Here is a 25,315-nt window from a genome sequence, read left to right as displayed (position 1 = left end):
CAGGAGCAGGTTTCTTCAACATGTCCCAATGAATCATAAACCCCCAGCTCACGCCAGGGGTTTGTCAGCAGTCTGAGCCCGGCATCGCTGCCGGGCTTTCGTTTTTTACGCCTGGACGAATGACTCGTGAAAATCAGAAACCCTTGCCGCCGCGCAATTCGGAAATCACCGTTCCGACCATGATCTTGATATCCAGCCAGATCGAAAAATTGTCGACGTAATAAAGATCGGAGACGATTCGGGCGCGGGCCTTGTCGCTGCGATCCGTCGGGCCGCGCAATCCTCGCATCTGGGCAAGGCCGGTAATGCCCGGCCGCACCCTGTGCCGCATATGGTAGTGTGGCACAAGCTCTTCATAAAGACGACCGGCCGCCAGCATGCCGATGGCATGGCAGCGAGGCCCGACCAGTGACATATCGCCTTTCAGCACATTCAGAAGCTGCGGCAGTTCATCGATATTGGTGCGGCGAAGAACTGCGCCGATCCGGGTTATTCTGGGATCGTTCTTCACCGTCTGCGCCACACCGGTGGCATCACAAAGGTCGGTTCTCATGGAGCGGAATTTATAGACACGGATTTTCCGCCCGTTCATACCCCAGCGGACCTGCGAAAACAGGACCGGCCCCTTGCTGTCGAGTTTGACCATCACTGCGACGGTGAGCAACACCGGCGCGAGCGCGACAAGGGCGATGGACGCCCCTGCAATATCCATCGTTCTTTTGAGCGCGAACTGGCCGCGCAAAAATGCGGAGACGGTTTTTTCCGAAGAGGAAGGTTGCGTTTCCGGCGATTCGAAAGTTGTGGCTGCGGAATAGGAGGCACCGTAAAAAACGGCATGCGATGAGCCTTTAGTACCCAGCATAATATAGAGCCCTGAAAAGTTATTTTGATAGAAGAAAATTAATTTATATGAAGGATTAATAATTCATTTACCGTAAAAAGTCATGCGAAATGTAACCGCTCTGGCGCAAATGGCAATCTACGGTTAATGCGACTGCACGCGGATGTTGTAAGGGCGAGCATCCTCTCCGCTCGTGGCTGCGGAGAGGGCCTGTGGCATGGAACCAAACCCTGTAAAATCGGGAGTTTTCTGCAGCGATGGCGACATTGCCATCGACCCCGCGACCAGCGCCTGCCGCGTGTTCTAAATCGTTAGTTTCCCATGAGAATATCGAGCAGGGTCGTCTGCTTCGGTCGGGATGGCCTCTGATCGCCGATTTCGGCGGGTGGCACAGGCCCGTTGCTGGCTGAATAGCCGGGTTCGATATCGCGGGAAGGGATATTTGCCGGCGGCATCGGCACGCCCGGCTGATTTGGGTTTGGCGCAACCGGGGCCTGGGGGTAGGCATCGTTATCCGCAGTCCCGCCGCCGAGCGCATTGGAAATGATATCGCCGATGGAGGAGGGCGCGCTTTCCGGCGCCGGTTGCTGCATTTCCCCGAGCGGCGGAACACCCGATGCACCGAGGCCGAAGAGCGGCGAAGGCGACAGCCCCGAATGGGCGGCGGTCATGAAATCTTTCCAGGCCTTTGCGGGAAGGCCGCCGCCGGTGACCTTCTTCATTGATGTGCCGTCGTCATTGCCGAACCAGACACCTGTGGTCAGGTTGCTTGTATACCCGACAAAAAGGGCGTCGCGGAAGGACTGGGTCGTGCCCGATTTTCCAGCCGCCTGCCAGCCTTGAAGGCGCGCGGCCTTGCCGGTGCCTTCTGTGATGACGCGCGACAACATGCCGTTCATGGTCGCGGCGATCTCTTCGCTCAGCACGCGCGGCGGATTGTCGTATTTGTTTTCGTAAAGCACCTTGCCGTCGGCATCGGTGATGCGTTTGACGATATGTGGTGTCGCCTTGTAGCCACCATTCATGAAGGGAGCATAGGAGGCCGTCAGCTCCATCAGCGACACTTCCGAGGTGCCGAGCGCGATGGAAGCATTGTTCTGCAGCTCGGATTCGATGCCCATGCGATGGGCCACCTGTGTCACCCGTTCCGGGCCGACTTCCATCACCAGCTGTGCGGCGATCGTGTTCAGCGAATTGGCAAGCGCAGTGGCGAGCGTGACTTCGCCGCGATATTTCTTCTCGTAATTTTCCGGTGTCCAGTTGCCGATGCGTACCGGCGCGTCATTGCGGATCGTGTAGGGGGTAAGCCCCGCTTCGAGTGCGGCGACGTAAACGAAAGGCTTGAATGCGGAGCCGGGTTGCCGCTTTGCCTTGGCGGCGCGGTTGAACTGGCTCGCGGCATAATCCGCCCCGCCCACCACTGCCCGGATCGCGCCCGTGCCATCGATGGAAACCAGCGCCGCTTGTGAGGCGCTCTGCTTCTTTCCGTCACCTTGCAGCACATGGGTCAGCGCCTTCTCGGCGTCGCGTTCGAGATTGGGGTCGATGGTGGTATCGACAACGATGTCCTGCTTGACCTCGCCGACCAGGCTGCGCACTTCTTCCAGCACCATATCGGCGGCGTAATGCTCGGCGCCCGACCAGAAACGTTTCGCCTTGGTCGGGGGCTGCGACATGGCGGTCTTGATTTCGTCATCGGTGATGAAGCCGACATCGCGCATGGATTGCAGCACGACCTGCGCCCGTTCTTCCGCCGCCTGCGGATCGCGCGCCGGTGAAAGGCGTGAGGGGGCTTTGAGAAGCCCGGCGAGCATAGCCGCCTCGCCCAGATTGACGTCGCGCGCGGATTTGTTGAAGTAGCGCCTAGACGCCGCCTCGACGCCATAGGCGTTGGAGCCGAAATAGACGCGATTGAGATACATCGCGAGAATCTGGTCCTTGGTGAACTTGTGTTCCAGCCAGAAGGACAGCAGCACTTCCTGAACCTTGCGTTCCAGCGTCCTGTCCGGCGAAAGGAACAGGTTTTTCGCGAGCTGTTGCGTCAGAGTCGAGCCACCCTGCACGGCGCGCCCCGTCAGCACATTCGTGACGATGGCGCGTCCGAGGCCGAGCGGATCGACCCCGAAATGCGAATAAAACCGCCGATCCTCGATCGCCATGACGGCCTGCGGAATATAGGGCGACATATCTTCCAGCGCGAGCGCCTCGCCGCCGGTCGTGCCGCGATTGGCAAGCACGCTGCCGTTGACCGAAACGATCTTCACATTCGGCGGACGTTCGGGAATGGACCAGCTGCTGGCGCTCGGCATGCGCGCACCATAATAAAGGACAAGCCCGGCAACGCCGATACCGCCCCAGATGCCTAGCACGATGCACCAGTAGAAGAGGGAGCGGATGAAGCCCATGACGCCGCGACCGGAATTGCTGCTGCGCTTTTCTTTCTTGCGGGAGGTGGTGCGACTGGATGCCGGCTTCGGGTTTTTGGCCTGCTGTTTTGTGGTTCCGCCAATGCGCTCGCTGGCGTCAAGACGCAGGTCATCGCCGGACTCGTGGAAATCCCCGAAGGAGGGTTCTACCCGTTCGCGTGATTTACCTTTGCCTGCCATCCAGCCGAAGTCGCTCCTATTTGCGAAACCGTGCACATCCCGTTCGGGTTTAAGGCGTCTATGCCTGCGCGATTCTTAATCCAGGATGAAGAGTTTAAATGCGGCAATTTAAGGCGGGGTTAAGTCTTGGCCGGATCACATCGGCGTCATTGGCAGACGTCGACCCATTCCGCTCCAGTCAATTCGGCCATAACCTCCGGCGAAATCTTCACCGCCGCATTGGTGGCACCGGCCGCGGGAACCACCTCGCGATAGTTTTTCAGCGATATGTCGCAAAACACCGGAAGCCGAGAAGGCAGGCCGAAAGGGCACACGCCGCCGATGGGATGGCTGGTCACGGCAACAACCTCTTCCGGGTCGAGCATGCGCGGCTTTACGCCGAAATGATCGCGGAATTTGCGGTTGTCGAGCCGCTTCGTGCCGGCGGCGACGACGAGAAGAATGGTTTCACCCGCCTTCAGGCAAATGGTCTTCGCAATCTGGTCAGGGTCGACACCATGCGCTTCGGCGGCCAAAGCGACTGTCGCCGAACTCGTTTCCGTTTCAATCACGGCAACCTCGGGTGACTTTTCGGTGAAAAAAGCTCTGACGGATTCGATAGACATGCGTGTTTATTAGGCGTTACGCGGAGAAGCTTCAAGTCGCCCCGGAATAGCTATGCAATATGCGCAATGCTGCGCTGCGATGAAACGTCTGTTTTTTAAGCTGGTATCCTGTATCTTCAAATCATCGAAGCGACGCACTCCTCCTCCCAGCGTCGCCCGATTGGACTGACAATACTCCTCCTCCCAATTGTCAGTCAGTTTCAAGAACCCGGCGCACCTCCTCCCGCGCCGGGTTTTTGCGTTCATGGTCTGGCCCCTACTTAACCCTGACCAGTTGGCCGTGTTCAAAGAAACTTGACTTTCAGCCCCTTCCCACCTAGGTACTTCGCCATCGATATTTGTTTGACGACCAGAGCTTCGGCGTCTTTTTAGACGCTCACGACGATCTTTTCCTTCAAATTCGACCCAAGTCCGCACTGCTTGCAGTGCAAATACAATTGCCAACGGAAGGAAATCGTTATGGCGACTGGTACAGTAAAGTGGTTCAACGCAACCAAGGGCTACGGCTTCATTCAGCCTGACGACGGTTCGCAGGACGTATTCGTTCACATCTCCGCTGTTGAGCGTGCGGGCCTCACCGCCCTCAACGACGGCCAGAAGCTCTCCTACGAGCTGATGCAGGACCGCCGCTCGGGCAAGATGTCCGCAGGCAACCTCGTTGCTGCCTGATACGCGCTTTGGCCCGAAAGGGTCACTCGCATGAATGGAAAGGCCGGATTTCTCCGGCCTTTTTCTTTTGAAGGGCGCGGCGAACGGGCGGGCCTTGAAAAGGCGCGAGTGCATACCAATATAGGGTTTAACAGTGTTTCAGATGAGAGCTGTCGGACGGGCATTTCGAAAGTGCCGCTGTTATCGCGTTAACCAAAGATTAACCGAAGCAGCCGATCCTGATGGTGAAATGCGGCGGCCATGAAAGTGGACGCGCTCTGGAACATCACCGTTGAACGCTTTGACCACGGATGTACTGGCATTGACGGAAAACGGATGGAAAGGTCGGGCTTGCCCGGCCTTTTTGTTTTTGCGATGAGCAAACGGAAAGGGAGGAAGCGCCGGGTAACCGGCGCTTCCTCTTTTTTTGTCATTTTGCCGCGAGCGCGTCCAGAATGCGGATCCAGGAGCGGATGCCCTTGTGGAAGGACTGCAGATCGTATTTTTCATTCGGCGAGTGAATGCGGTCGTCCGTCAGGCCGAAGCCGACAAGCAGCGAATCCATGCCCAGCATCGTCTGGAAATCGCCGACGATCGGGATCGAGCCGCCCATGCCGATGACAACGGCGGGTTTTGGCCACTCTTCCGAAAGGGCATTCTTGGCTTTGGTGAGCACGGGCGAATCGTAGGACAGCTGGATGGCCGGTGATGCGCCATGTTCGTGGAACTCCACGGAGCAATCGGCCGGAATCTTGGATCGCACATAGGCCCGGAAGCTGTCGCGAATGGCTGCGGGGTTCTGCTCGCCGACGAGGCGGAACGACACCTTGGCAGAGGCCTTGGCGGCGATCACGGTCTTGAAGCCGTCGCCGGTATAACCGCCGATGATGCCGTTGACTTCGGCCGTCGGGCGCGCCCAGGTCTGCTCCAGCACGGAACGGCCCTGTTCGCCCGAGGGAACAGAAAGGCCGACTTCACCGAGGAAGGCTTCCGCCGTGCGGCCAAGCGTTTCCCAGGAGGCCTTGATGTTGGCAGGGGTTTCTTCCACACCGTCATAAAAACCGGCAAGCGTCACGCGGCCCGTCTCGTCATGCAGTCCGGCAAGGATATCGGTGAGGATGTGGATCGGGTTTGCGGCGGCGCCGCCAAAAAGGCCGGAATGCAGATCGCGATCAGCCGCAGTAATGATGATCTCTTCACCAACCAGGCCGCGAAGGGCAGCGGCGATGGCGGGCGTATCCCGGTCCCACATGCCGGTATCGCAGACCAGCGCATAATCGGCCTTCAACTCCTGCGCATTGGCCTCGAGGAATGGCTTAAGTGACGGCGAGCCGGATTCTTCTTCGCCTTCAAAAAGAATGGTAACGCGCACCGGCAGGCCGCCATTGACAGCCTTGTACGCTCGGCAGGCTTCCACGAAGGTCATCAGCTGGCCCTTGTCGTCCGCCGTTCCGCGTCCGGTAATCACCTGCCGGCCGGCGCCGATATCCTTGACGGCGGGTTCGAACGGATCGTTTTCCCACAGCTCGAGCGGATCGACCGGCTGAACGTCATAATGGCCGTAAAAAAGCACATGCGGCGCGTCCTCGGTGGCTGCATCGTGATGCGCAACGACCATGGGGTGGCCGGCCGTATCCCGGACGGAAGCCGTAAAGCCGAGCGCCGAAAGCGTTCTGACTAGCCATTCCGCCGCCTTGCGGCATTCCGCCTTGTAGGCGGGGTCCGTCGAAATCGAGGGAATGCGCACGAGTTCGAACAGCCGCTCGAGGCTCGAGGTGAGATTGTCGTCGGCGGTGGAAAGAATGGGGGAAACGTCTGTCATCGATGATCCTGTCATGTCTGTCGTGACCCGGCGATAAGACGAAACATCCGGGCATCGCGCATCGCGGGAAACAAGGGGGCCGGCGCGTCGTGAATCGGCAAACGTGCGGCCGCCGGAACGATAGAGCAGTTCAGGGAAAGTGCGAAGCGGTTTCGGGCTGTAAATGCTATTTCGCTTTTTTGGCGCTTTCGATCGCCCGGCGCATATATTCCAGTAGAAGCTGCCTCTCGAAACGCCGGAAATCCTTGAGCAACGTATCTTCGGTGGCTTCGGAGGCGGCAATGGCGTTGGCTTCCAGATCCCTGCCGCGCTGGGTCAGTTCGATGATCTGGGCACGGCGGTCGCTTGGATGGGATTTGCGGACGATCAGCCCATCGCGCTCCATGCGCGAGAGCGTATTGGCGAGCGTCGCCTGTTCGACATCGATCCGATCCAGCAATTGCCGCTGCGTCAGGCCGTCCTCATGCCAGAGTTCGATGAGGATGGGGAATTGCCCGGGCGAGAAACCCAGGGCGGCGGCTCTTTTCTGCAGCGCCATGGTGAATTCCCGCGCCATTCTCGAAGCGAGATAGATTGCCGATTCGTCCCGGGAAAAACCCATTCTTCCGCCCATAAAGCATCACGGCCGGCTCAGCCCGGCAATTCGATAGCGCGATATATATCGCATGATATGTTTAAGCCAGACCGAAATAGTGCATAAAACAAAACCGCCATGGCCGGGAGGGGTCGGCCATGGCGGTCATATTGGAGGACAAAGGCCCGGAGAGGGGGAAAGGCCTTTGTCCGGTCTGACGCGGCGGGGGACGAGCCAGCTATCAGACTACGGCGTGATCAGGCGCCGTCCACTGAGAAATGTGTCTCCAAATGCGGCTTTTCAAGGGAAAGTCGGATTACAAATCGGTAACGTTCAGGTGAATTTTGCAGGCCTATGCTACCGCCTCATTCCCCGCTCTTTACGGTGCGTTGCGCGAAGTTTCGGTAGACGCCAAAACGGCCCCGCGCTATCCATGCTACCCATGAAAAAAGGCGATCATCTCTTCCTCGTTGACGGTTCCGGTTTCATTTTCCGGGCCTTCCATGCAATTCCGCCGCTGAACCGCAAGTCGGACGGGCTGCCGGTCAACGCCGTCTCGGGCTTCTGCAACATGTTGTGGAAGCTTCTGAAGGATGCCCGCAACACCGATGTCGGTGTGACTCCGACGCATTTTGCGGTGATTTTCGACTATTCGTCGAAGACCTTCCGCAACGAACTTTACGATCTCTACAAGGCCAACCGTACCGCGCCGCCGGAAGATCTGGTGCCGCAATTCGGCCTGATCCGTGAGGCGACGCGCGCCTTTAACCTTCCCTGCATTGAGACGGAAGGCTTCGAGGCGGACGATATCATCGCCACCTATGCCCGGCAGGCCGAGGCGATCGGAGCCGATGTCACCATCATCTCCTCCGACAAGGATCTGATGCAGCTCGTCACGGCTAATGTACATATGTACGACGCCATGAAGGACAAGCAGATCGGCGTTCCGGACGTTGTCGAGAAGTGGGGCGTAGGCCCGGAAAAGATGATCGACCTGCAGGCAATGACGGGCGATTCGACTGACAATGTTCCTGGCATTCCTGGCATCGGCCCGAAGACGGCGGCACAATTGCTGGAGGAATACGGCGATCTCGATACGCTGCTGGCGCGGGCAGGCGAAATCAAGCAGCAGAAGCGCCGGGAAAATATCATCGCCAATGCGGAGCTTGCCCGCCTTTCCAGACAGCTCGTGGCACTCAGAACCGATGTGCCGCTGGATCAGTCTCTCGAAGCGCTGGTGCTCGAACCACAGAACGGCCCGAAACTGATCGCCTTCCTGAAGGCGATGGAGTTCACGACGCTAACACGCCGGGTTGCCGAGGCGACCGAAACCGACGCTTCCGCCATCGATCCCGCCAATGTGCCGGTACAATGGGGCGCCGAAGCCCATGGTCCCGATTTGGATGCGCCAGCCGCTGCCGTGAACGCTGGCGAAGTGGCCACAAGCGCCGCTGGCGGTTCGGCTTCGCCTGCCGCTCCGGCAAGGAAAGTAACGGGGGAGGGTAGCGCGCCCGCTGATCTCGCCGCAGCGCGACAGGCGCTTTTTTCCGCCGCCAAGATCGATACGACCGCCTATCTGACGATCAGGGACCTTGCGACGCTCGACCGCTGGATCGCGGCGGCCCGGGAGACGGGTGTCGTCGCCTTCGATACGGAAACGACCTCGCTCGACCCGATGCAGGCGGACCTGGTCGGTTTTTCGCTGGCCATTGCCGATAATGGCAAGGATGCCTCGGGCACGGATATCCGCGCCGCCTATGTTCCCTTGACCCACAAGACCGGTTCAGGTGGCGATCTCTTCAGTGATGGCATCAAGCTCGCCGAAGGGCAGGTGCCCTTTGCCGAAGCTCTGGAGCGTCTGAAGGACCTGCTTGAGGACGAGGCTGTCCTCAAGGTCGCGCAGAACCTCAAATACGATTACCTGCTGATGAAACGCCACGGTGTGGTTATGCGCAGCTTCGACGATACGATGCTGATTTCCTATGTGCTCGAAGCCGGCAAGACGACGCATGGCATGGATACGCTGTCCGAACGCTGGTTGGGTCACACGCCGATCGCCTATAAGGACGTGGCGGGATCGGGCAAGTCGAGCATCACCTTCGATTTTGTCGACATCGACAAGGCCACCGCTTATGCTGCGGAAGATGCCGATGTGACCCTGCGGCTCTGGATGGCGCTGAAGCCGAGGCTTGTCTCGGAACGGCTGACCAAGGTTTATGAGCGGCTGGAACGTCCCCTCGTGCCGGTTTTGGCGCATATGGAAGAGCGCGGCATCACCGTGGACCGTCAAATCCTGTCACGCCTTTCCGGCGAACTCGCCCAGAAGGCCGCATCCTTCGAAGAGGAAATCTACGAGCTGGCGGGCGAGCGCTTCAACATCGGATCGCCAAAGCAGCTCGGCGATATTCTGTTCGGCAGGATGGGTCTGCCCGGCGGCTCGAAAACCAAGACCGGCCAATGGTCAACATCGGCGCAGGTTCTGGAAGATCTGGCAGCGGAAGGTGCCGAACTGCCGCGCAAGATCGTCGACTGGCGGCAGCTGACGAAGTTGAAATCGACCTATACAGATGCGCTGCCGGGATATATCCATCCCGAGACGAAGCGGGTGCATACGTCCTATGCGCTCGCCTCCACCACCACGGGACGCCTGTCCTCCTCGGAGCCGAACCTTCAGAACATCCCGGTTCGCACAGCGGAAGGCCGCAAGATTCGCACGGCTTTCATTTCCACGCCCGGTCACAAGCTTCTGTCGGCCGACTACAGCCAGATCGAACTGCGCGTGCTTGCCCATGTCGCCGATATTCCGCAGCTTCGGAACGCCTTTGAAAACGGCATCGACATTCATGCCATGACGGCATCGGAAATGTTCGGCGTGCCGGTTGAAGGCATGCCGTCGGAAGTGCGCCGCCGCGCCAAGGCGATCAATTTCGGCATCATCTACGGCATATCCGCCTTCGGTCTCGCCAATCAGCTTGGTATCGCCCGCTCCGAAGCAGGCGACTATATCAAGAAATATTTCGAGCGTTTTCCCGGCATTCGCGATTACATGGAAGCGACCAAAGCCTTCGCGCGCGAAAACGGCTATGTCGAGACGATTTTTGGCCGCCGCGCCCATTATCCGGAAATCCGCTCCTCCAATCCTTCGGTAAAAGCCTTCAATGAGCGCGCGGCCATCAACGCGCCGATCCAGGGCTCGGCCGCCGATATCATCCGCCGGGCCATGGTCCGCATCGAGCCGGCGCTGGAGGCGGAAAAGCTTTCCGCCCGCATGCTTTTGCAGGTGCATGACGAACTCATCTTCGAAGTCGAGGAAGCGGAAATCGAAAAGACCCTGCCGGTCGTCGTCTCCGTCATGGAAAATGCGGCCATGCCGGCGATTTCCATGAGGGTGCCGCTGAAAGTGGACGCCCGCGCGGCGGACAATTGGGATGAGGCGCATTGATCGGTCAATGAGCGGCGGATGTCATTACTTTGTCGCGTGCGGGGACTAGGGGAAACGTCTCACAAGGAGTTTCCCATGCACGCCCCGCGGGTCTCGAAAGATCTCGACTATATTTCCGTCGCCAACCACGATCAGCCGCCGCGCCATCTCGGCAGCCGCTTCAATGCGGATGGCGAGTTTTTGCCGGAGCCCGGCAATACCGTTGTAAGCCATCTCGCCAGCGGATCGCAGACCGAAAAAGCGATCATCGCAACCCGCCAGCGCTTTCTGGACATGCCGGAGGCGTCGCAGCTTGCCTTCACGCCGATTTCCAGCCTGCATATGACCGTGTTTCAGGGCATCATCGAGTTCCGCCGCGCCTTGCCCTACTGGCCGGAAAACATTCCTCTCGATACGCCGATTGACGTGATGACCGATTATTATCGCGACCGGCTCTTCGCCTTTCCGGCCCTGCCGGCATTCAGCATGCAGGTGACGGGCCTGCGCCCGACGGGCCTTGTCATGAAGGGTGCTACGGCCGAGGATGACCGGATCGTGGCTCTCTGGCGGGATGAATTTGCCAAGTTGTTCGGCTATCGCCACCCGGATCATGAAACCTACGAATTTCACATCACCCTGTCTTACATCATCAGCTGGTTCGAGCCGGAATCCCTGCCGCGCTGGCAGGCCATGCTGGATGAAGAACTTGAAAAACTGCGCGCTGCCGCGCCGGTCATAGAGATGCGACCGCCAGCTTTCTGTGAATTCAAGGATATGAACCACTTCAAGGAACTCGTTGTTTTCGATAAACCCGCGCCTGTGATTTCCGATATCTGAGACAGGCCTGCCGCGCTGATTTCCCTGAATCGGAAAAAATGCGCATCAGGGCTGGTCAAAGCCCGTTTGGGCATGTATAAGCGCGCCAAATTTCCGATATCGAGACATCCGACATTCGGCCTTTGGTTCTGGCCGGTTCCGTTGTTTCGCCGCTTAAGTGGAGTAACAAAAATGGCTGTACCAAAAAGAAAAACAAGCCCGTCCAAGCGCGGCATGCGCCGCTCGGCTGACGGTCTCAAGTCTGCAACCTACGTTGAAGACAAGAACTCCGGCGAACTGCGCCGTCCGCACCATATCGATCTGAAGACCGGTATGTATCGCGGCCGTCAGGTTCTGACGCCGAAGGAAAGCGCATAAGCTTTTCTGAAAGCATCTATGCAAAAACCGGCCCCCGTGGCCGGTTTTTTGTTTTGAGGGCCGTTCTGCTGTCTTTTCCGCTCACTTGGAAAATTCGGCCACTCCTCCTACACTCTTTTAGAGAGAGCAGGTTTCGATGCCTGCAAAAGGCGGGGAGCTTCGGTGAAATATCGCTGGATTTTGTTGATGCTTCTCAGCCTCGGCCTCGGTTATGGCGCCGTGACCAGAGGTGGCGGCATTATTGCGGAAAGCTATTTCGGCGAAATGTCCGATCAGGGCCGCACCACTCTGCGGCTGGCCGTTTCCGCCCTCGGCGGGCTTTTGAGCCGCTACGAGCCGCTGCCGGCCCTGATCGCCGATCATGACGACATTGAGGAACTGGTCGCACATCCCAAGGATGCCGAACTGCGCCAGCGCGCTAATGTCTATCTCAAATCCATCAACACCCTGCTGGAATCCTCCGATATTTACATCATCACGCTGGATGGGGAGACAATCGCCGCCAGCAACTATGATGGTCCGACCAGCTTCGTCGGTGAGAATTTCAGCTATCGTCCCTATTTTCAGGACGCCGCCAAAGGTTTCCAGTCGCGGTTCTTCGCGCTTGGCACCACGTCCCACAAGCGTGGCTATTATTTTTCGGCGCCCATCCTTTTTAATGAGGAGATCAAGGGCGTCATCGTCTTTAAGGTCGACATTGAAGGCATAGAAGCCTCCTTCGGCAATGGCGAGAACCGAATTCTGGTATCGGACCCGGAAGGCATCATCTTCATGACTGGAACGCCGCAATGGCTTTATTCCGGCCTGATGCCGCTGACGCCCGAGAGGCTGGCGCGCACGGAGACTTCTCGCCGCTACGCCAATGCAACGCTGAAGGAGTTGCCGGTGAAAAACGGCAACTTTGGCTCCCATCAACTGATGACAATCACCCAAAATGACGGTGAAAGGGAATATATGGTCCTGTCGCAGCCGATGCCCGACGCGGGCTGGACAGTCAGTGTGCTGATGGACACGGGTTCCCTCCGAACGCAGGTGAAGACGGCGATGATAGCCATCATCCTCTGCCTGTGTCTTGCTGCCGCCCTCATCGCCGCCATGCTGCAAAGGCGTCGTCGTCTGCGCGAACGCCTGACCCATCAGGCGGAGGCGCAGGCGGAGCTGGAACGCCGGGTGGAGGAGCGCACTGCCGATCTGGCGCGGGTCAATCAGGAGATCGAACACGAAGTCGCCGAGCGCCGCCAGACGGAAAAACAGTTGCGCAAGATGCAGAACGAGCTGGTGCAGGCGGGCAAGCTCGCAGCGCTCGGCCAGATGTCGGCGGCGTTGTCGCATGAGTTCAACCAGCCGCTCGCAGCCGCCAAGAATTATACCGAAAACGCCTCGCTTCTCGTGGAACGGGGACGGCTGGAGGAGGTGACAGAAAACCTCAGGCGCATTTCGGGCCTTATCGACCGTATGGCCTCCATCAGCAAACATCTCAGGAATTTCGCCCGTAAACCCAATGAAAAAACGGCCGCGGTAAGTCTCGAAGCTGTCCTTCGCGATACGCTCGAAATCGTCGGCGCGCGGCTGAAGGCCGCCGATGCGGTGCTGGATGTGGATCTCGGTCGGGTGCCGCTTGCCGTGAAGGCCGGCCCGGTGCGGCTGCAGCAGGTGCTCGTCAACATCATCTCCAATGCTGCCGATGCGGTGGAGGGGCGCGAGGATCGCCGCATTGCGCTGCGGGCCTTGCAGCATGGCCAGTCGGTGTCGATTTTCATTCGTGATCGCGGTCCGGGCGTGCCGGCGGCGATTTCAGAACGTATTTTCGATCCCTTCTTCACCACCAAGGGTGTGGGGCGCGGCCTCGGTCTTGGCCTGTCCATCTCCTATAATATCATCAAGGATTTTGGCGGCCAGCTGCGCGTCAGAAACCATGAAGACGGCGGGGCGGAGTTCGAGATCGAATTGCCAGCCGCCGCGTGGCGCGTGGAGGCGGCTGCGGAATGACCATGTCGCGGGTTCTGTTGATCGATGATGAGGAAGAGCTGCGCTTTTCCACGGCGCAGGCGCTGGAGCTCTCAGGCTGTGACGTCACCATGCTCGCAAGCGCCGAACATGCGCTCGAACTCATCGGCTACAGCTTCGACGGCGTGGTGGTCAGCGATATCAGGATGCCCGGCATGGATGGCATGACGCTGCTGCAGAAGGTGCGGGAGCTTGATGCGGAGATACCTGTCATCCTGATGACAGGCCATGGCGATGTGCAGCTCGCGGTCAACGCCATGCGCAACGGCGCTTATGATTTCATCGAAAAGCCGTTCACGCCGCAATATCTCGCCGGCATCATCAAAAGGGCCAATGATCGGCGGGCGCTGGTGCTGGAAAACCGCCGTCTCAAGGCGGTGGCAGGCAAGCATGACGATCTCGAAACACGCCTACCCGGCAGAACCCAGATCATGGTCGATCTGCGGTATCGTATCCGCGCTATCGGTGCGACGGACGCCGATACGCTGATCGTCGGTGACACGGGCGCCGGCAAGGAGGTCGTGGCGCGCGCGCTTCACGATATCAGCGCCAGGGCCAACCGGCCATTCGTGGCGATCAATTGCGCCGCCCTTCCGCAGACGTTGATCGAAAGCGAGTTGTTCGGTCATGAGGCAGGCGCCTTCCCTGGTGCGCTGCGCCCGCGCTACGGCAAGTTCGAACATGCTCGCGGCGGCACCATATTGCTGGATGAGATCGGCTCCATGCCCTTCGAATTGCAGGGCCGCTTCCTGCGTGTCTTGCAGGAACGGGTGATTACCCGTCTCGGCTCGAATGAAACGGTCGAACTCGATGTCCGTTTTATCGCCACCAGCAAGGTCGATCTGGAACAGGAAGTCGCGGCCGGTCGGTTCCGTGCGGATCTTCTTTATCGGCTCAACGTGGCGACACTTCTCGTGCCGTCGCTCTCGCAGCGCAGTGCAGATATACCGTTACTTTTCCTGCATCTCGTGCGGGAAGCCGCTGCCCGCTACGGGCGGGAAGACATGGAGGTGCCGCAAAGTCTGCTTTCGGCCGTCTCCCTGCGTGAGTGGCCGGGCAACGTGCGTGAACTGCGCAATGCCGCAGACCGTTTCGTTCTCGGTCTGGAAAGCGATGTGTCCGAAGCCTCCCTGCCGTTTCATGATGACGGAAAAGCGGCCCTTGCCACACGGGTTGCGGCTTATGAAAAAAGCCTGATCGCACACGCAATCGCCGTGCACGGCGGAAATCTGAAATCCGTTTATGAAAATCTCGGCATTTCGCGCAAAACGCTCTACGAAAAAATGCAGAAATACGGCCTGCACCGGCACATGACCGAGGTCTGATGGGTGGATTTCCACCCATAGATCATTCCTTATGGGTAGAAATCCACCCATTGCCGTCCGGGATGGCAATAAAAGCGCACCGCACGACAAGACCGCCATTGCTGAACGGTGATCCCGGATCGCAAATATCTCACCCCGGTCGCCATGGAGGAGCATGCGCGGCTGAAGTGGCGAACATTTTCATCCGGGAGGAATCGATGAAAATACTGAAGACAGTCACCGGCCTTGCTGCTGCCGCTGCCGTTTCCCTTTTTGCGCTGTCCGCATCCGCTCAGAACTATCCAGAGCGCAATATCACCATGGTCGTGCCCTTTTCCGCTGGCGGCCCCACGGATACGGTCGCGCGTCTTGTCGCTGAATCCATGTCGAAGGACCTCGGCCAGCAGATCATCGTCGAAAATGTCGGCGGCGCAGGCGGCACGCTGGGTGCTGGTCGCGTGGCATCGGCCGATCCGGACGGTTATACCGTTCTTCTCCACCATATCGGCATGGCGACCAGCGCCACGCTCTACCGCAAGCTCGCCTATGACACGCTGAACGCCTTTGAATATGTCGGTCTGGTCACCGAAGTGCCGATGACCATCCTGTCGCGCAAGACCCTCGAGACGACGGATCTGAAAAGTCTGATCGACTATGCCAAGGCGAACAAGGACAAGGTGACCGTCGCCAATGCCGGCATCGGCGCCGCCTCGCATCTGTGCGGCATGCTGTTCATGAGCGCCATAGAGACACCGCTTGTCACCGTTCCCTATAAGGGCACAGGTCCGGCCATGACCGATCTTCTCGGCGGCCAGGTCGACATCATGTGCGACCAGACCACCAACACCACCAAGCAGATTCAGGGCGGAACCGTGAAAGCCTATGCCGTAACCACGGCCAAGCGGCTGGACGTGCTTCCGGATGTGCCGACGGTTGTCGAAGCAGGCCTGCCGAAGCTCGAAGTAGGTATCTGGCACGGCATCTATACGCCGAAGGGCACGTCTGCCGAAATCAACGAAAAGCTCTCCAAATCGCTGCAGGCCGCGCTGAAGGACGAGAATGTCGTAGCTCGTTTTGCTGAACTCGGCACCACGCCTTCCTCTGAAAGCGATGCGACGCCTGCGGCGCTGAAGGCCAAGCTTGAAAGCGAAATCGCCCGCTGGAAGCCGGTGATCGAAGCTGCCGGCCAATATGCCGACTGATGGCTGAAAGAATTACCGGCGGCGTCATGCCGCCGGTTTTTTGCCATCGATTTAACGCGCGGGACGGTGGGTTGCCGGCCGCAGTGGAGGGGCATCTTTCATGAAGTCGTTTTTTATTGACCCTGCCGAAGCAGTCTGCGGGGCAATTTTTATCGGGCTTGGCGCATTTTTTGCCCTGCAGTCCTATGGGCTGGAGATTGGGAGCGCATTCCGAATGGGACCCGGCTATTTCCCGCTTGTTTTGGCGATCATTCTGGTCCTGCTCGGTGGGGTGATATTCATACGGTCCACGCGCATACAGGGTGAGGCTATCGGCGCGATTGCCTGGCGGGGGATATTTTTCATTCTGCCCGCCCCGATCTTCTTCGGCCTCACTGTCCGGGGTCTCGGTTTCGTTCCGGCACTTTTTTTCAGCGCCCTCATCGCTTCCTTCGCCTCGCACAAGATGAGCCCGGTCATGGCGGTCATTCTTTCCGCGGCGATCACGGTCTTTTCCGTCGCTGTTTTTAACTACGGTCTCGGCCTGCCGTTCCAGCGCTTCGGTCCCTGGCTTAAATTTTGAGGTGCCGTGATGGATTTGCTCGATAATCTCGCTCTCGGTTTCGTCACGGCTTCTTCGCTGGCAAACCTGTTCTTCTGCCTTATCGGCGTGTTGCTCGGCACTTTGATCGGCGTGCTGCCCGGCATCGGTGCGACGGCGACCATCGCCATGCTGCTGCCGATTACCTTCCAGCTCGAACCGGTCTCGTCGCTGATCATGCTCGCCGGCATTTATTACGGCGCGCAATATGGTGGCTCGACCACGGCCATCCTGATCAACATGCCCGGCGAATCCTCCTCTGCCGTTACCGCCATCGATGGCTATCAGATGGCGCGCAAAGGCAAGGCGGGGGCTGCTCTTGCCATCGCCGCCATCGGCTCGTTCTTTGCCGGCACGGTATCCACCTTCCTTGTGGCGATCTTCGCGCCGCCCTTGACGGCGATAGCGCTGGAGTTCGGCGCGGCAGAATATTTCTCGCTGATGGTCGTGGGCCTCGTCTCATCCATTGCGCTCGCCCATGGCTCCATCGTCAAGGCTCTGGCCATGGTCGTGCTCGGCCTGCTGCTCGGTCTGGTCGGCACGGATATTTACAGCGGCACGCCGCGCTTCACTCTCGGTATTCGCGAGTATGCCGACGGTCTGAACTTTGTGGCTGTGGCCGTTGGCGTCTTCGGTATCGCCGAGATCCTGCGCAATCTCGAAAACGAGCGGACCCGCTCTGTGCTGATCGCCAAAGTCAGCAGCCTGATGCCGTCGAAGGAGGACTTCAAGGCCATGATCGGTCCGGTGTTGCGCGGCACTGTCATCGGTTCGGCACTAGGTATTCTGCCGGGTGGTGGTGCCATCCTTGCGGCATTTGCATCCTATACGGTTGAAAAACGCGTCTCCAAGAACCCGAAAGAATTCGGGCATGGCGCGGTGGCCGGGGTGGCCGGTCCGGAATCCGCAAACAACGCGGGTGCGCAGACCTCCTTCATCCCGCTGCTCACGCTTGGCATTCCCGCCAATCCGGTCATGGCGCTGATGATTGGCGCGATGATCATTCAGGGTATCGTGCCGGGTCCGAACGTTGCGACCGAACAGCCGGCGCTGTTCTGGGGCATCATCGCCTCCATGTGGATCGGCAACCTGATGCTCGTCATCCTGAACCTGCCCCTGATCGGGCTGTGGGTGAAGCTTCTGACGGTGCCTTATTATGTGCTGTTCCCCATCATCATGGCCTTCTGCGCCATCGGGGTCTACAGCGTCAATTCCAACGTCTTCGATCTGTATGCCGTCGCCTTCTTCGGCTTCATTGGCTATGTGCTGGTGAAACTGCGCTGCGAACCTGCACCGTTGCTGCTGGGCTTCGTGCTCGGTCCGCTGCTGGAGGAGAACCTGCGGCGCGCCATGATTCTGTCGCGTGGCGATCCATCGACCTTCTTCACCCGGCCGATCAGCGCCACCCTGCTTTTCATCGCGTTGGCCGTGCTGATCGTCGTCTTTCTGCCCAGCGTGAAGAAGAAACGCGAAGAGGTTTTCGTAGAAGAAGACTGAGGAATGCCAAAGACTCGGATGCCGGCGATGGAAACACCGCCGGCTTTTTTCGTTTCCGGATCGCCATGACGAATTTGCTTCACCAAAGCGACATATGGTTGACTCCCAAGCTTTTACGCCCAAGGAAGGGCTGGAAAGAGAGGTCGATATGACGTCGGAAACCGAAAAACGCATCATCATACTCGAGGAAACGGCCGCGCATCAGGCGAAGGTGATAGAAGAACTCTCTGATCAGCTGGCGGAGCAGTGGAAGGTGGTGGAGCAGACCCGTGCCAAGCTGGACCGCCTGACGGAGAGGTTTCTGAGCCTCGAAGAGCAATCGCTGGACGCGCCTGCAATTACCCGGCCGCCGCATTATTGACAGGGAAGAGCCAATGAAAAACGACACCGCCGAGCTAGCCGCCGATATCGTCGATTTCTGGAAGAAGGCCGGACCGGAGAAGTGGTTCGACAAGGACGCCGCCTTCGATAACCGCTTTCACGACCGTTTACGCGACGCCCATTTTGCGGCCGCAAGACGTGAATTGGACAACTGGCTGGAGGACGCGGAAAGCAGCCTCGCGCTGATGCTTCTGCTGGATCAGTTTCCGCGCAACTGCTTTCGCGGCACCGCGCACATGTATGCGACCGATCCTCTGGCGCGGCTTTTTGCCGATGAGGCCATCCACAGCGGGCATGATCAGGCGGTGAGTGAGGATTTGCGGGTGTTCTTCTATCTGCCCTTTTCCCATGCCGAAGATATCGAGGCCCAGCAGCGTGCCTGCGTCCTGAACTATCCGCTTGGCGGGCTTTATCTTCACCATGCCGAAGAACATCGCGATATCATCGAGCGTTTCGGCCGCTTTCCGCATCGTAACAAGATATTGTTGCGAGAAACGACACCGGAGGAGCGGCAATATCTGGAAGAGGGCGGCTTTTCCGGTTGAGCCAGAAACGAAAACGCCGCCATTCCCTGATGGCGGCGGCGTTCTAAAAGCGGGGAAGCGGCAGCGATCAGCCGTCGAAGAATTCCTTCATCCGGGCAAAGAAGCCCGTCGATTCCGGATTATTCTCCTTGGAGGAGAGCTGCTCGAATTCCTGCAACAGCTCGCGCTGCCGCTTGCTGAGTTTCTGCGGCGTCTCGATCTGAATCTGGATATAAAGGTCGCCCGTCTGCGCTGAACGCAGCACCGGCATACCCTTGCCTTTCAGACGGAACTGCTTGCCCGGCTGGGTTCCTTCCGGAACCGTAACCCGCGATTTGGTGCCGTCGAGCGTCGTGACATCGAAAGTGCCGCCGAGCGCCGCCGTCGTCATGGAGATCGGCACGGTGCAATAAAGGTCGGCGCCGTCGCGCTGGAAGAATTCATGCGGACGCACGGACAGGAAGATGTAAAGATCGCCCGCCGGACCGCCGCGCATGCCAGCTTCGCCTTCCCCCTGCAAGCGAATGCGGGTGCCGTCTTCAATGCCCGAGGGAATGTTGACGGAGAGCGAGCGCTCTTCCGTTACACGGCCCTGACCATGGCACTTGCCGCACGGATCGGAGATCGTCTGCCCGCGGCCATGGCAGGTGGGGCAGGTGCGTTCCACCGAGAAGAAGCCCTGTGCTGCGCGCACGCGGCCGGAACCCTGACAGGTAGCGCAGGTCTTCGGCTGTGTACCTGGTTTGGCGCCAGAGCCCGAACAGACATCACAGGTGATCGAGGTAGGAACCCTGATCTGCGCCGTCTTGCCGGTGAAGGCCTCTTCCAGCGTGATTTCCATGTTGTAGCGAAGATCGGCGCCGCGTTCGCGCCCGCCGGAAGAGCGGCGCGCACGGCCACCACCCATCATCTCGCCGAAGATGTCCTCGAAGATGTCGGAGAAGCCGCCATTGGCGAAACCGCCGCCACCCATGCCGCCGCCGCCCATGCCGCCATTTTCAAATGCGGCGTGGCCGAAACGGTCATAGGCCGCTCGTTTCTGAGGGTCCTTCAACGTCTCGTATGCTTCGTTGATTTCCTTGAATTTCCGTTCGGAATCGGCATCGTCCGGGTTCTTGTCCGGATGGTATTTCATCGCGAGTTTGCGGAAGGCGCTTTTCAGCTCTTTTTCGTCCGCAGTCTTGCTGACGCCAAGTGTTTCGTAAAAGTCTGCTTTCGCCATTCAGTTAACAAGCCTCGCAAATGGATTTCCGGCTGCACGTCGGCAGCCGGATGTCTTGCATAAATTGTCAGGAGACGGAAAGTCACGCGATTAAGCGGACTTCTTGTCGTCCTTGATTTCTTCATAGTCGGCGTCGACGACGTCGTCCTTGCCTTCTTCGGAAGCATCGCCGGCCTCGGCCTGCTGCGCTTCGTAGATGGCCTGACCAAGCTTCATGGAAACTTCCATGAGGGTCTGGGTCTTGGCCTGAATGTCGTCTGCATCCGGCTCAGCGGCTTCGACGGCGGTCTTCAGGCTGGCAATGGCGTCTTCGATAGCCTTGCGGTCAGTTTCGGAAACCTTGTCGCCATATTCCTTCACCGACTTTTCGGTGGAGTGGATGAGGCTTTCGGCCTGGTTCTTGGCTTCCACACCCGCACGACGCTTCTTGTCGGCCTCGGCATTGGCTTCGGCGTCCTTCACCATCTTTTCGATGTCGGCGTCGGAGAGACCTCCGGAGGCCTGGATGCGGATCTGCTGTTCCTTGCCGGTGCCCTTGTCTTTCGCCGAAACCTGCACGATGCCGTTGGCGTCGATATCGAAGGTCACTTCGATCTGCGGAACGCCACGCGGTGCCGGCGGCAGGCCGACGAGGTCGAACTGGCCGAGCAGCTTGTTGTCCTGCGCCATTTCGCGCTCACCCTGCGAGACGCGGATGGTCACGGCCGACTGGTTGTCTTCGGCGGTCGAGAAGGTCTGGCTCTTCTTGGTCGGGATCGTCGTGTTGCGATCGATCAGACGGGTGAAAACGCCACCCAGCGTTTCGATGCCGAGCGACAGCGGGGTCACATCGAGCAGCAGAACGTCCTTGACGTCGCCCTGCAGAACGCCAGCCTGAATGGCGGCGCCCATGGCGACCACTTCATCCGGGTTCACGCCCTTGTGCGGCTCCTTGCCGAACAGCTGCTTGACGACTTCCTGCACCTTTGGCATGCGGCTCATGCCACCGACGAGAACGACTTCGTCGATCTCGGAAGCGGAAACGCCGGCATCCTTGAGCGCTGCCTTACACGGTGCGACGGTGCGCTGCACCAGATCGTCAACCAGGCTTTCGAATTTGGCGCGGGTCAGCTTCAGCGTCAGGTGCTTCGGACCGGAAGCATCGGCCGTGATGAACGGCAGGTTGATTTCGGTCTGCTGCGAGGAGGAAAGTTCGATCTTTGCCTTTTCGGCAGCTTCCTTGAGGCGCTGCAGAGCGAGCTTGTCGTTCTTCAGGTCGATACCCTGATCCTTCTTGAACTCGCCGGCCAGATATTCGACCAGACGCATGTCGAAGTCTTCACCGCCAAGGAAGGTATCGCCGTTGGTGGACTTCACTTCGAAGACGCCGTCGCCGATTTCCAGGACGGAAATATCGAAGGTACCGCCGCCAAGGTCGTAAACCGCGATGGTCTTGCCGTCCTTCTTGTCGAGGCCGTAAGCGAGTGCTGCCGCAGTCGGCTCGTTGATGATACGCAGGACGTCGAGACCTGCAATGCGGCCGGCATCCTTGGTTGCCTGGCGCTGCGCATCGTTGAAGTAGGCGGGAACGGTGATAACGGCCTTCTCGACCTTTTCACCGAGATAAGATTCAGCCGTTTCCTTCATCTTCTGAAGGATCATCGCGGAAATCTGCGAAGGGGAATAGGGCTTGTCCTGCGCCTTCACCCATGCGTCGCCATTGTCACCCTTGACGATCTCGAAGGGAACAAGAGCCTTGTCCTTCTCGACGGTCGGGTCTTCATAACGGCGGCCGATCAGGCGCTTGACCGCAAACAAGGTGTTGGTCGGGTTGGTGACCGCCTGGCGCTTGGCCGGCTGGCCGACAAGGCGTTCGCCATCGTCGGAAAATGCCACCATGGACGGCGTGGTGCGCGCGCCTTCCGCGTTTTCAATTACTTTCGTGTCCTTGCCGTCCATCACTGCGACGCAGGAATTGGTCGTGCCAAGGTCGATACCGATTACTTTTGCCATGCTCTTCTCTCCTTGAAGCGAGCTGCCGGAACCCCGTGAGGCATTCTTGTGGCAACTCCTTGACTTGGATTTGCAGCCTTCGCTGCTGTTATGCGGCGTATATAAGGAGCGATTTTTCCTGCTGCAAGGCGCAAGACAGGGGGAAGCGCAGCAAAAAAGCGCAAGAAACCCCTGTCTGTGCAGAAGCATAGCCATCACGGCTTGCGGAAGCGGGAAAACGCGGCTCGGGCTCTACGCGGCGTTGCCGGTCGGCATCGCGGCGAACGACCCGTTGAGACCGGATTTTAACCGTATCGGGGTGGGGTGAAATGGCGGACAGGGTGGGATTCGAACCCACGGTACGCTTTCACGCACACACGCGTTCCAGGCGTGCGCCTTAAACCACTCGGCCACCTGTCCTTTTTCAAATCTGCATGTTTTGAAGAATGCAAATCACTGGAACGGCGCGATATATACCGATGAATTCGCAGGGATCAACACGAATCTGACAGTTTTTTGAAATGTCGGCAATTTCCTGTGTTCCGATGCGATTGCAAACCGGTTTTCCCGCCTTTATCGATGCATTATAGATTTGAAAATATGTCTGTCTGACCGACAGATCGTAAGCGAGGTGTCTCTGATGAAAGCTTTTTTGCGGTTTTTGAGCTTTCTTTTCCTCGTTGCGGCGGTTTTTCTGGGCGTGCTCGATTCGATCCGTTCGGTTTCCACATCCTCGGTCAACATCGCTGGCGTCCTGTCCGTCTGGAACTATCTTCTTCCTGCTTCCCGCACCATGGTGGAAGCGGCCTTGGCTCACTATATTCACCCTGAAGCGTGGCGCTTCATTGAAAATGCCCTGTCGGCGGTGCCTGCATTTGCCGTTTCTCTGGCGCTTTCGCTGCTCTGCTGGATGGTGGGTTACAGGAAACACAAGGCGATGAGGCGTTTATCGGCCTGACTTTGTGTCTGTCGAAAGGATGCGCCCGCAGACGTGAACCATGAAAAGCGGCGGACTTGCCGCATGGAGGACCGAATGTTCCTGTTCGATACGCTTTCAAAAAAAACCACGATGCCGACTGAAGAAACCGCCTTGCCCGGCCGTGAAGAGGCGCTTGCGGTGCCGGAAGCCCATTTCGTCAATGGTCGGCCCTTGAAGGGGCCTTATCCTGAGGGACTTGAAACCATTTATCTCGGCATGGGCTGCTTTTGGGGTGCGGAACGGTTGTTTTGGAAAACGCCGGGTGTCTGGGTGACGGCGGTTGGTTATGCCGGCGGCTTCACCCGCAACCCCACCTATCAGGAGACGACGACCGGCCAGACGGGCCACGCCGAAGTGGTCAAGGTTGTATACGATCCGGCGGTTATCTCGCTTTCGGGCCTGCTGAAGATATTCTTCGAGGAGCATGATCCGACTCAAGGGATGCGGCAGGGCAACGATGTTGGCACGACCTACCGTTCCGCCATCTACGCGACGACGGAAGGGCAGTTGCAGCAGGCGCAGAAGGGGCGGGATGCCTTTCAGGAGGCCCTCAACGATGCCGGTCATGGCGCTACCATCACCACCGAGATCGGGCCGCTTGAAACGTTTTATTACGCCGAGGACTATCACCAGCAATATCTTGCCAAGAACCCCGGTGGCTACTGCGGCCTGAGGGGAACCGGCGTAAGCTGCAATATCGACTAGTTTTTTTGCAAGTCGCTCCGGTGGAAAGACCAAAAAAGCGCCAGAATAAAGTTTTTCCACCGGGTCAAAAAAACCGGATGAATTTTTCATTGAGCCATGCAAGGATATGAGGCAAGCACAGCCGGGATAACGGCTGGCGGTTCCGCAGACATTCCCGGTAAACGGGATTGCGGGAGGACCCTTAAAATATCAATTGCAACAACAGGGCTGCACAATGAAAAAATCCCTTCTGACGCTTTTTGCGCTTGCCGCAATGTCGGCTTCCGCGCTGGCTGCCGATATAAAGCCGGCGCTGGTCTATGGCACGGGCGGCAAGTTCGACAAGTCGTTCAACGAGGCCGCTGCGGCCGGCGCTGAAAAGTTCAAGGCGGAAACGGGCATCGATTTCCGTGACTTCGAACCGACCAGCGACACGCAGGGCGAACAGGCCATCCGCAACTTCGCCAGCAAGGGCTTCAACCCGGTCGTGGCCGTTTCTTTCGCCTGGACCTCGGCCATGGAAAAGGTCGCAGCCGAATTCCCCGACACCAAGTTCGTGATCGTCGATTCCGTCGTTGAGCTGCCGAATGTCCGCTCCGTGGTCTACAAGGAGCATGAAGGTTCCTACCTCGTCGGTCTTCTGGCCGGCATGGCCTCCAAGACCGGCAAGGTCGGCTTCATCGGCGGCATGGATATTCCGCTGATCCGCAAGTTCGCCTGTGGTTACGCCCAGGGTGCCAAGGCGGCAAACGACAAGATCGAAGTCTTCCAGAACATGACCGGAACGACAGGTGCAGCCTGGAACGATCCGGTGCGCGGCGGTGAACTCACCAAGAACCAGATCGATCAGGGCGCTGACGTGATCTATGCGGCAGCCGGTGCGACTGGTCTCGGCGTTCTGCAGACTGCCGCCGATAACAAGAAGCTCTCCATCGGCGTTGACTCCAACCAGAACCATCTGCATCCGGGTTCCGTTCTGACCTCGATGGTCAAGCGGGTCGATCTGGCTGTCTATAACGCCTACAAGGATGCCAAGGACGACAAGTTCACCCCCGGCATCGTTGCGCTCGGCGTCAAGGAAGATGGCGTGGCCTATGCCCTCGACGACAACAACAAGGCGCTCATCACGCCGGAAATGACCGCCGCCGTGGACAAGGCGAAGGCCGATATCATCTCCGGCGCCGTCAAGGTCCATGACTATATGGCGGACAATTCCTGCCCGAAATGATATGATATCTGACTGGGGCGCATGA

The 25,315-nt window shown here is 58.6% G+C and carries 22 protein-coding genes and 1 tRNA gene; 14 read left to right on the top strand and 9 right to left on the bottom strand.

Features of this window, described 5'->3' with window-relative positions; all coding sequences use genetic code 11:
- Nucleotides 1–133 precede the first annotated feature (133 nt).
- From BS627_RS18360 to BS627_RS18350, 3 genes are all read right to left on the bottom strand, one after another.
- Complete coding sequence (locus tag BS627_RS18360) at nt 134–862, bottom strand: sugar transferase (RefSeq protein WP_077984597.1); 729 nt, start codon at nt 860–862, stop codon at nt 134–136.
- 290 nt (nt 863–1,152) lie between these two features.
- A complete protein-coding gene (locus BS627_RS18355; protein ID WP_077984595.1) occupies nt 1,153–3,447 on the bottom strand; it encodes a transglycosylase domain-containing protein in 2,295 nt (764 codons plus the stop codon).
- 146 nt (nt 3,448–3,593) lie between these two features.
- Nucleotides 3,594–4,052 carry a YbaK/EbsC family protein gene (locus BS627_RS18350; protein WP_077984594.1) on the bottom strand — a complete coding sequence of 153 codons (459 nt, stop codon included), beginning with the start codon at nt 4,050–4,052 and terminating at the stop codon, nt 3,594–3,596.
- A gap of 459 nt (nt 4,053–4,511) precedes the next feature.
- Between BS627_RS18350 and BS627_RS18340 the strand changes: the two genes are divergently transcribed.
- Entirely contained in the window at nt 4,512–4,721 is a 210-nt protein-coding gene (locus tag BS627_RS18340) for a cold-shock protein (RefSeq protein ID WP_003492998.1), read from the top strand.
- 188 nt (nt 4,722–4,909) lie between these two features.
- Here the strand turns inward: BS627_RS18340 and BS627_RS24730 are convergent, their stop codons facing one another.
- The 3 genes from BS627_RS24730 to BS627_RS18325 form a co-directional block, all read right to left on the bottom strand.
- A complete protein-coding gene (locus BS627_RS24730) occupies nt 4,910–5,134 on the bottom strand; it encodes a hypothetical protein (RefSeq protein WP_077984593.1) in 225 nt (74 codons plus the stop codon).
- On the bottom strand, nt 5,131–6,522 hold the full coding sequence (locus tag BS627_RS18330) for a dipeptidase (RefSeq protein ID WP_077984592.1): 1,392 nt from the start codon (nt 6,520–6,522) through the stop codon (nt 5,131–5,133). Before BS627_RS18330 ends, BS627_RS24730 begins: the two co-directional genes overlap by 4 nt.
- A 166-nt stretch (nt 6,523–6,688) precedes the next feature.
- Complete coding sequence (locus tag BS627_RS18325; RefSeq protein WP_165691310.1) at nt 6,689–7,123, bottom strand: MarR family winged helix-turn-helix transcriptional regulator; 435 nt, start codon at nt 7,121–7,123, stop codon at nt 6,689–6,691.
- A gap of 415 nt (nt 7,124–7,538) precedes the next feature.
- Between BS627_RS18325 and polA the strand changes: the two genes are divergently transcribed.
- The 10 genes from polA to BS627_RS18275 all read left to right on the top strand — a co-directional run bounded on the left by polA (nt 7,539) and on the right by BS627_RS18275 (nt 19,227).
- A complete protein-coding gene (polA, locus tag BS627_RS18320; protein WP_077984588.1) occupies nt 7,539–10,538 on the top strand; it encodes a DNA polymerase I in 3,000 nt (999 codons plus the stop codon).
- Nucleotides 10,539–10,613: 75 nt separating this feature from the next.
- Complete coding sequence (locus BS627_RS18315; RefSeq protein WP_077984587.1) at nt 10,614–11,354, top strand: DUF1868 domain-containing protein; 741 nt, start codon at nt 10,614–10,616, stop codon at nt 11,352–11,354.
- A 171-nt stretch (nt 11,355–11,525) separates the two neighbouring features.
- Entirely contained in the window at nt 11,526–11,711 is a 186-nt protein-coding gene (gene rpmF / locus BS627_RS18310; protein ID WP_003507205.1) for a 50S ribosomal protein L32, read from the top strand.
- A gap of 186 nt (nt 11,712–11,897) precedes the next feature.
- Nucleotides 11,898–13,700 (top strand): sensor histidine kinase, encoded by a 1,803-nt coding sequence (locus BS627_RS18305; protein WP_165691309.1) that lies wholly within the window; start codon nt 11,898–11,900, stop codon nt 13,698–13,700.
- Complete coding sequence (locus BS627_RS18300; protein ID WP_077984629.1) at nt 13,697–15,043, top strand: sigma-54-dependent transcriptional regulator; 1,347 nt, start codon at nt 13,697–13,699, stop codon at nt 15,041–15,043. Before BS627_RS18305 ends, BS627_RS18300 begins: the two co-directional genes overlap by 4 nt.
- Nucleotides 15,044–15,240: 197 nt before the next feature.
- Complete coding sequence (locus BS627_RS18295) at nt 15,241–16,224, top strand: tripartite tricarboxylate transporter substrate-binding protein (RefSeq protein WP_077984628.1); 984 nt, start codon at nt 15,241–15,243, stop codon at nt 16,222–16,224.
- A 100-nt stretch (nt 16,225–16,324) separates the two neighbouring features.
- Nucleotides 16,325–16,786 (top strand): tripartite tricarboxylate transporter TctB family protein, encoded by a 462-nt coding sequence (locus BS627_RS18290; RefSeq protein WP_077984585.1) that lies wholly within the window; start codon nt 16,325–16,327, stop codon nt 16,784–16,786.
- Nucleotides 16,787–16,795: 9 nt separating this feature from the next.
- Nucleotides 16,796–18,301, top strand: a complete 1,506-nt coding sequence (locus tag BS627_RS18285) for a tripartite tricarboxylate transporter permease (protein WP_077984584.1) — start codon at nt 16,796–16,798, stop codon at nt 18,299–18,301.
- 148 nt (nt 18,302–18,449) lie between these two features.
- Nucleotides 18,450–18,662: a SlyX family protein gene (locus BS627_RS18280; RefSeq protein ID WP_077984626.1), complete on the top strand. Its 213-nt coding sequence runs from the start codon at nt 18,450–18,452 to the stop codon at nt 18,660–18,662.
- A 13-nt stretch (nt 18,663–18,675) separates the two neighbouring features.
- Nucleotides 18,676–19,227, top strand: a complete 552-nt coding sequence (locus BS627_RS18275; protein WP_077984583.1) for a DUF924 family protein — start codon at nt 18,676–18,678, stop codon at nt 19,225–19,227.
- 67 nt (nt 19,228–19,294) lie between these two features.
- Here the strand turns inward: BS627_RS18275 and dnaJ are convergent, their stop codons facing one another.
- The 3 genes from dnaJ to BS627_RS18255 form a co-directional block, all read right to left on the bottom strand.
- Nucleotides 19,295–20,428, bottom strand: a complete 1,134-nt coding sequence (gene dnaJ / locus BS627_RS18270; protein ID WP_077984581.1) for a molecular chaperone DnaJ — start codon at nt 20,426–20,428, stop codon at nt 19,295–19,297.
- Nucleotides 20,429–20,518: 90 nt separating this feature from the next.
- Nucleotides 20,519–22,420: a molecular chaperone DnaK gene (dnaK, locus tag BS627_RS18265; protein ID WP_077984580.1), complete on the bottom strand. Its 1,902-nt coding sequence runs from the start codon at nt 22,418–22,420 to the stop codon at nt 20,519–20,521.
- A 309-nt stretch (nt 22,421–22,729) separates the two neighbouring features.
- Nucleotides 22,730–22,819 (bottom strand) — tRNA-Ser (locus BS627_RS18255).
- 220 nt (nt 22,820–23,039) lie between these two features.
- On the opposite strand from BS627_RS18255, the gene BS627_RS18250 reads away from it, so the two are divergent.
- The 3 genes from BS627_RS18250 (at nt 23,040) to BS627_RS18240 (ending at nt 25,290) form a co-directional block, all read left to right on the top strand.
- Nucleotides 23,040–23,357: a hypothetical protein gene (locus BS627_RS18250; RefSeq protein WP_077984577.1), complete on the top strand. Its 318-nt coding sequence runs from the start codon at nt 23,040–23,042 to the stop codon at nt 23,355–23,357.
- A 75-nt stretch (nt 23,358–23,432) separates the two neighbouring features.
- Entirely contained in the window at nt 23,433–24,083 is a 651-nt protein-coding gene (msrA, locus tag BS627_RS18245; protein ID WP_077984576.1) for a peptide-methionine (S)-S-oxide reductase MsrA, read from the top strand.
- 214 nt (nt 24,084–24,297) lie between these two features.
- Nucleotides 24,298–25,290, top strand: coding sequence for a BMP family lipoprotein (locus tag BS627_RS18240; protein WP_077984574.1), 993 nt, complete (start codon nt 24,298–24,300; stop codon nt 25,288–25,290).
- Nucleotides 25,291–25,315 lie beyond the last annotated feature (25 nt).

It is taken from the genome of Agrobacterium salinitolerans (genome assembly GCF_002008225.1).
GTDB lineage: Bacteria > Pseudomonadota > Alphaproteobacteria > Rhizobiales > Rhizobiaceae > Agrobacterium > Agrobacterium salinitolerans.
The sequence above is the reverse complement of the archived record's forward strand: the minus strand, read 5'-3'. Positions and strand labels throughout refer to the sequence as shown.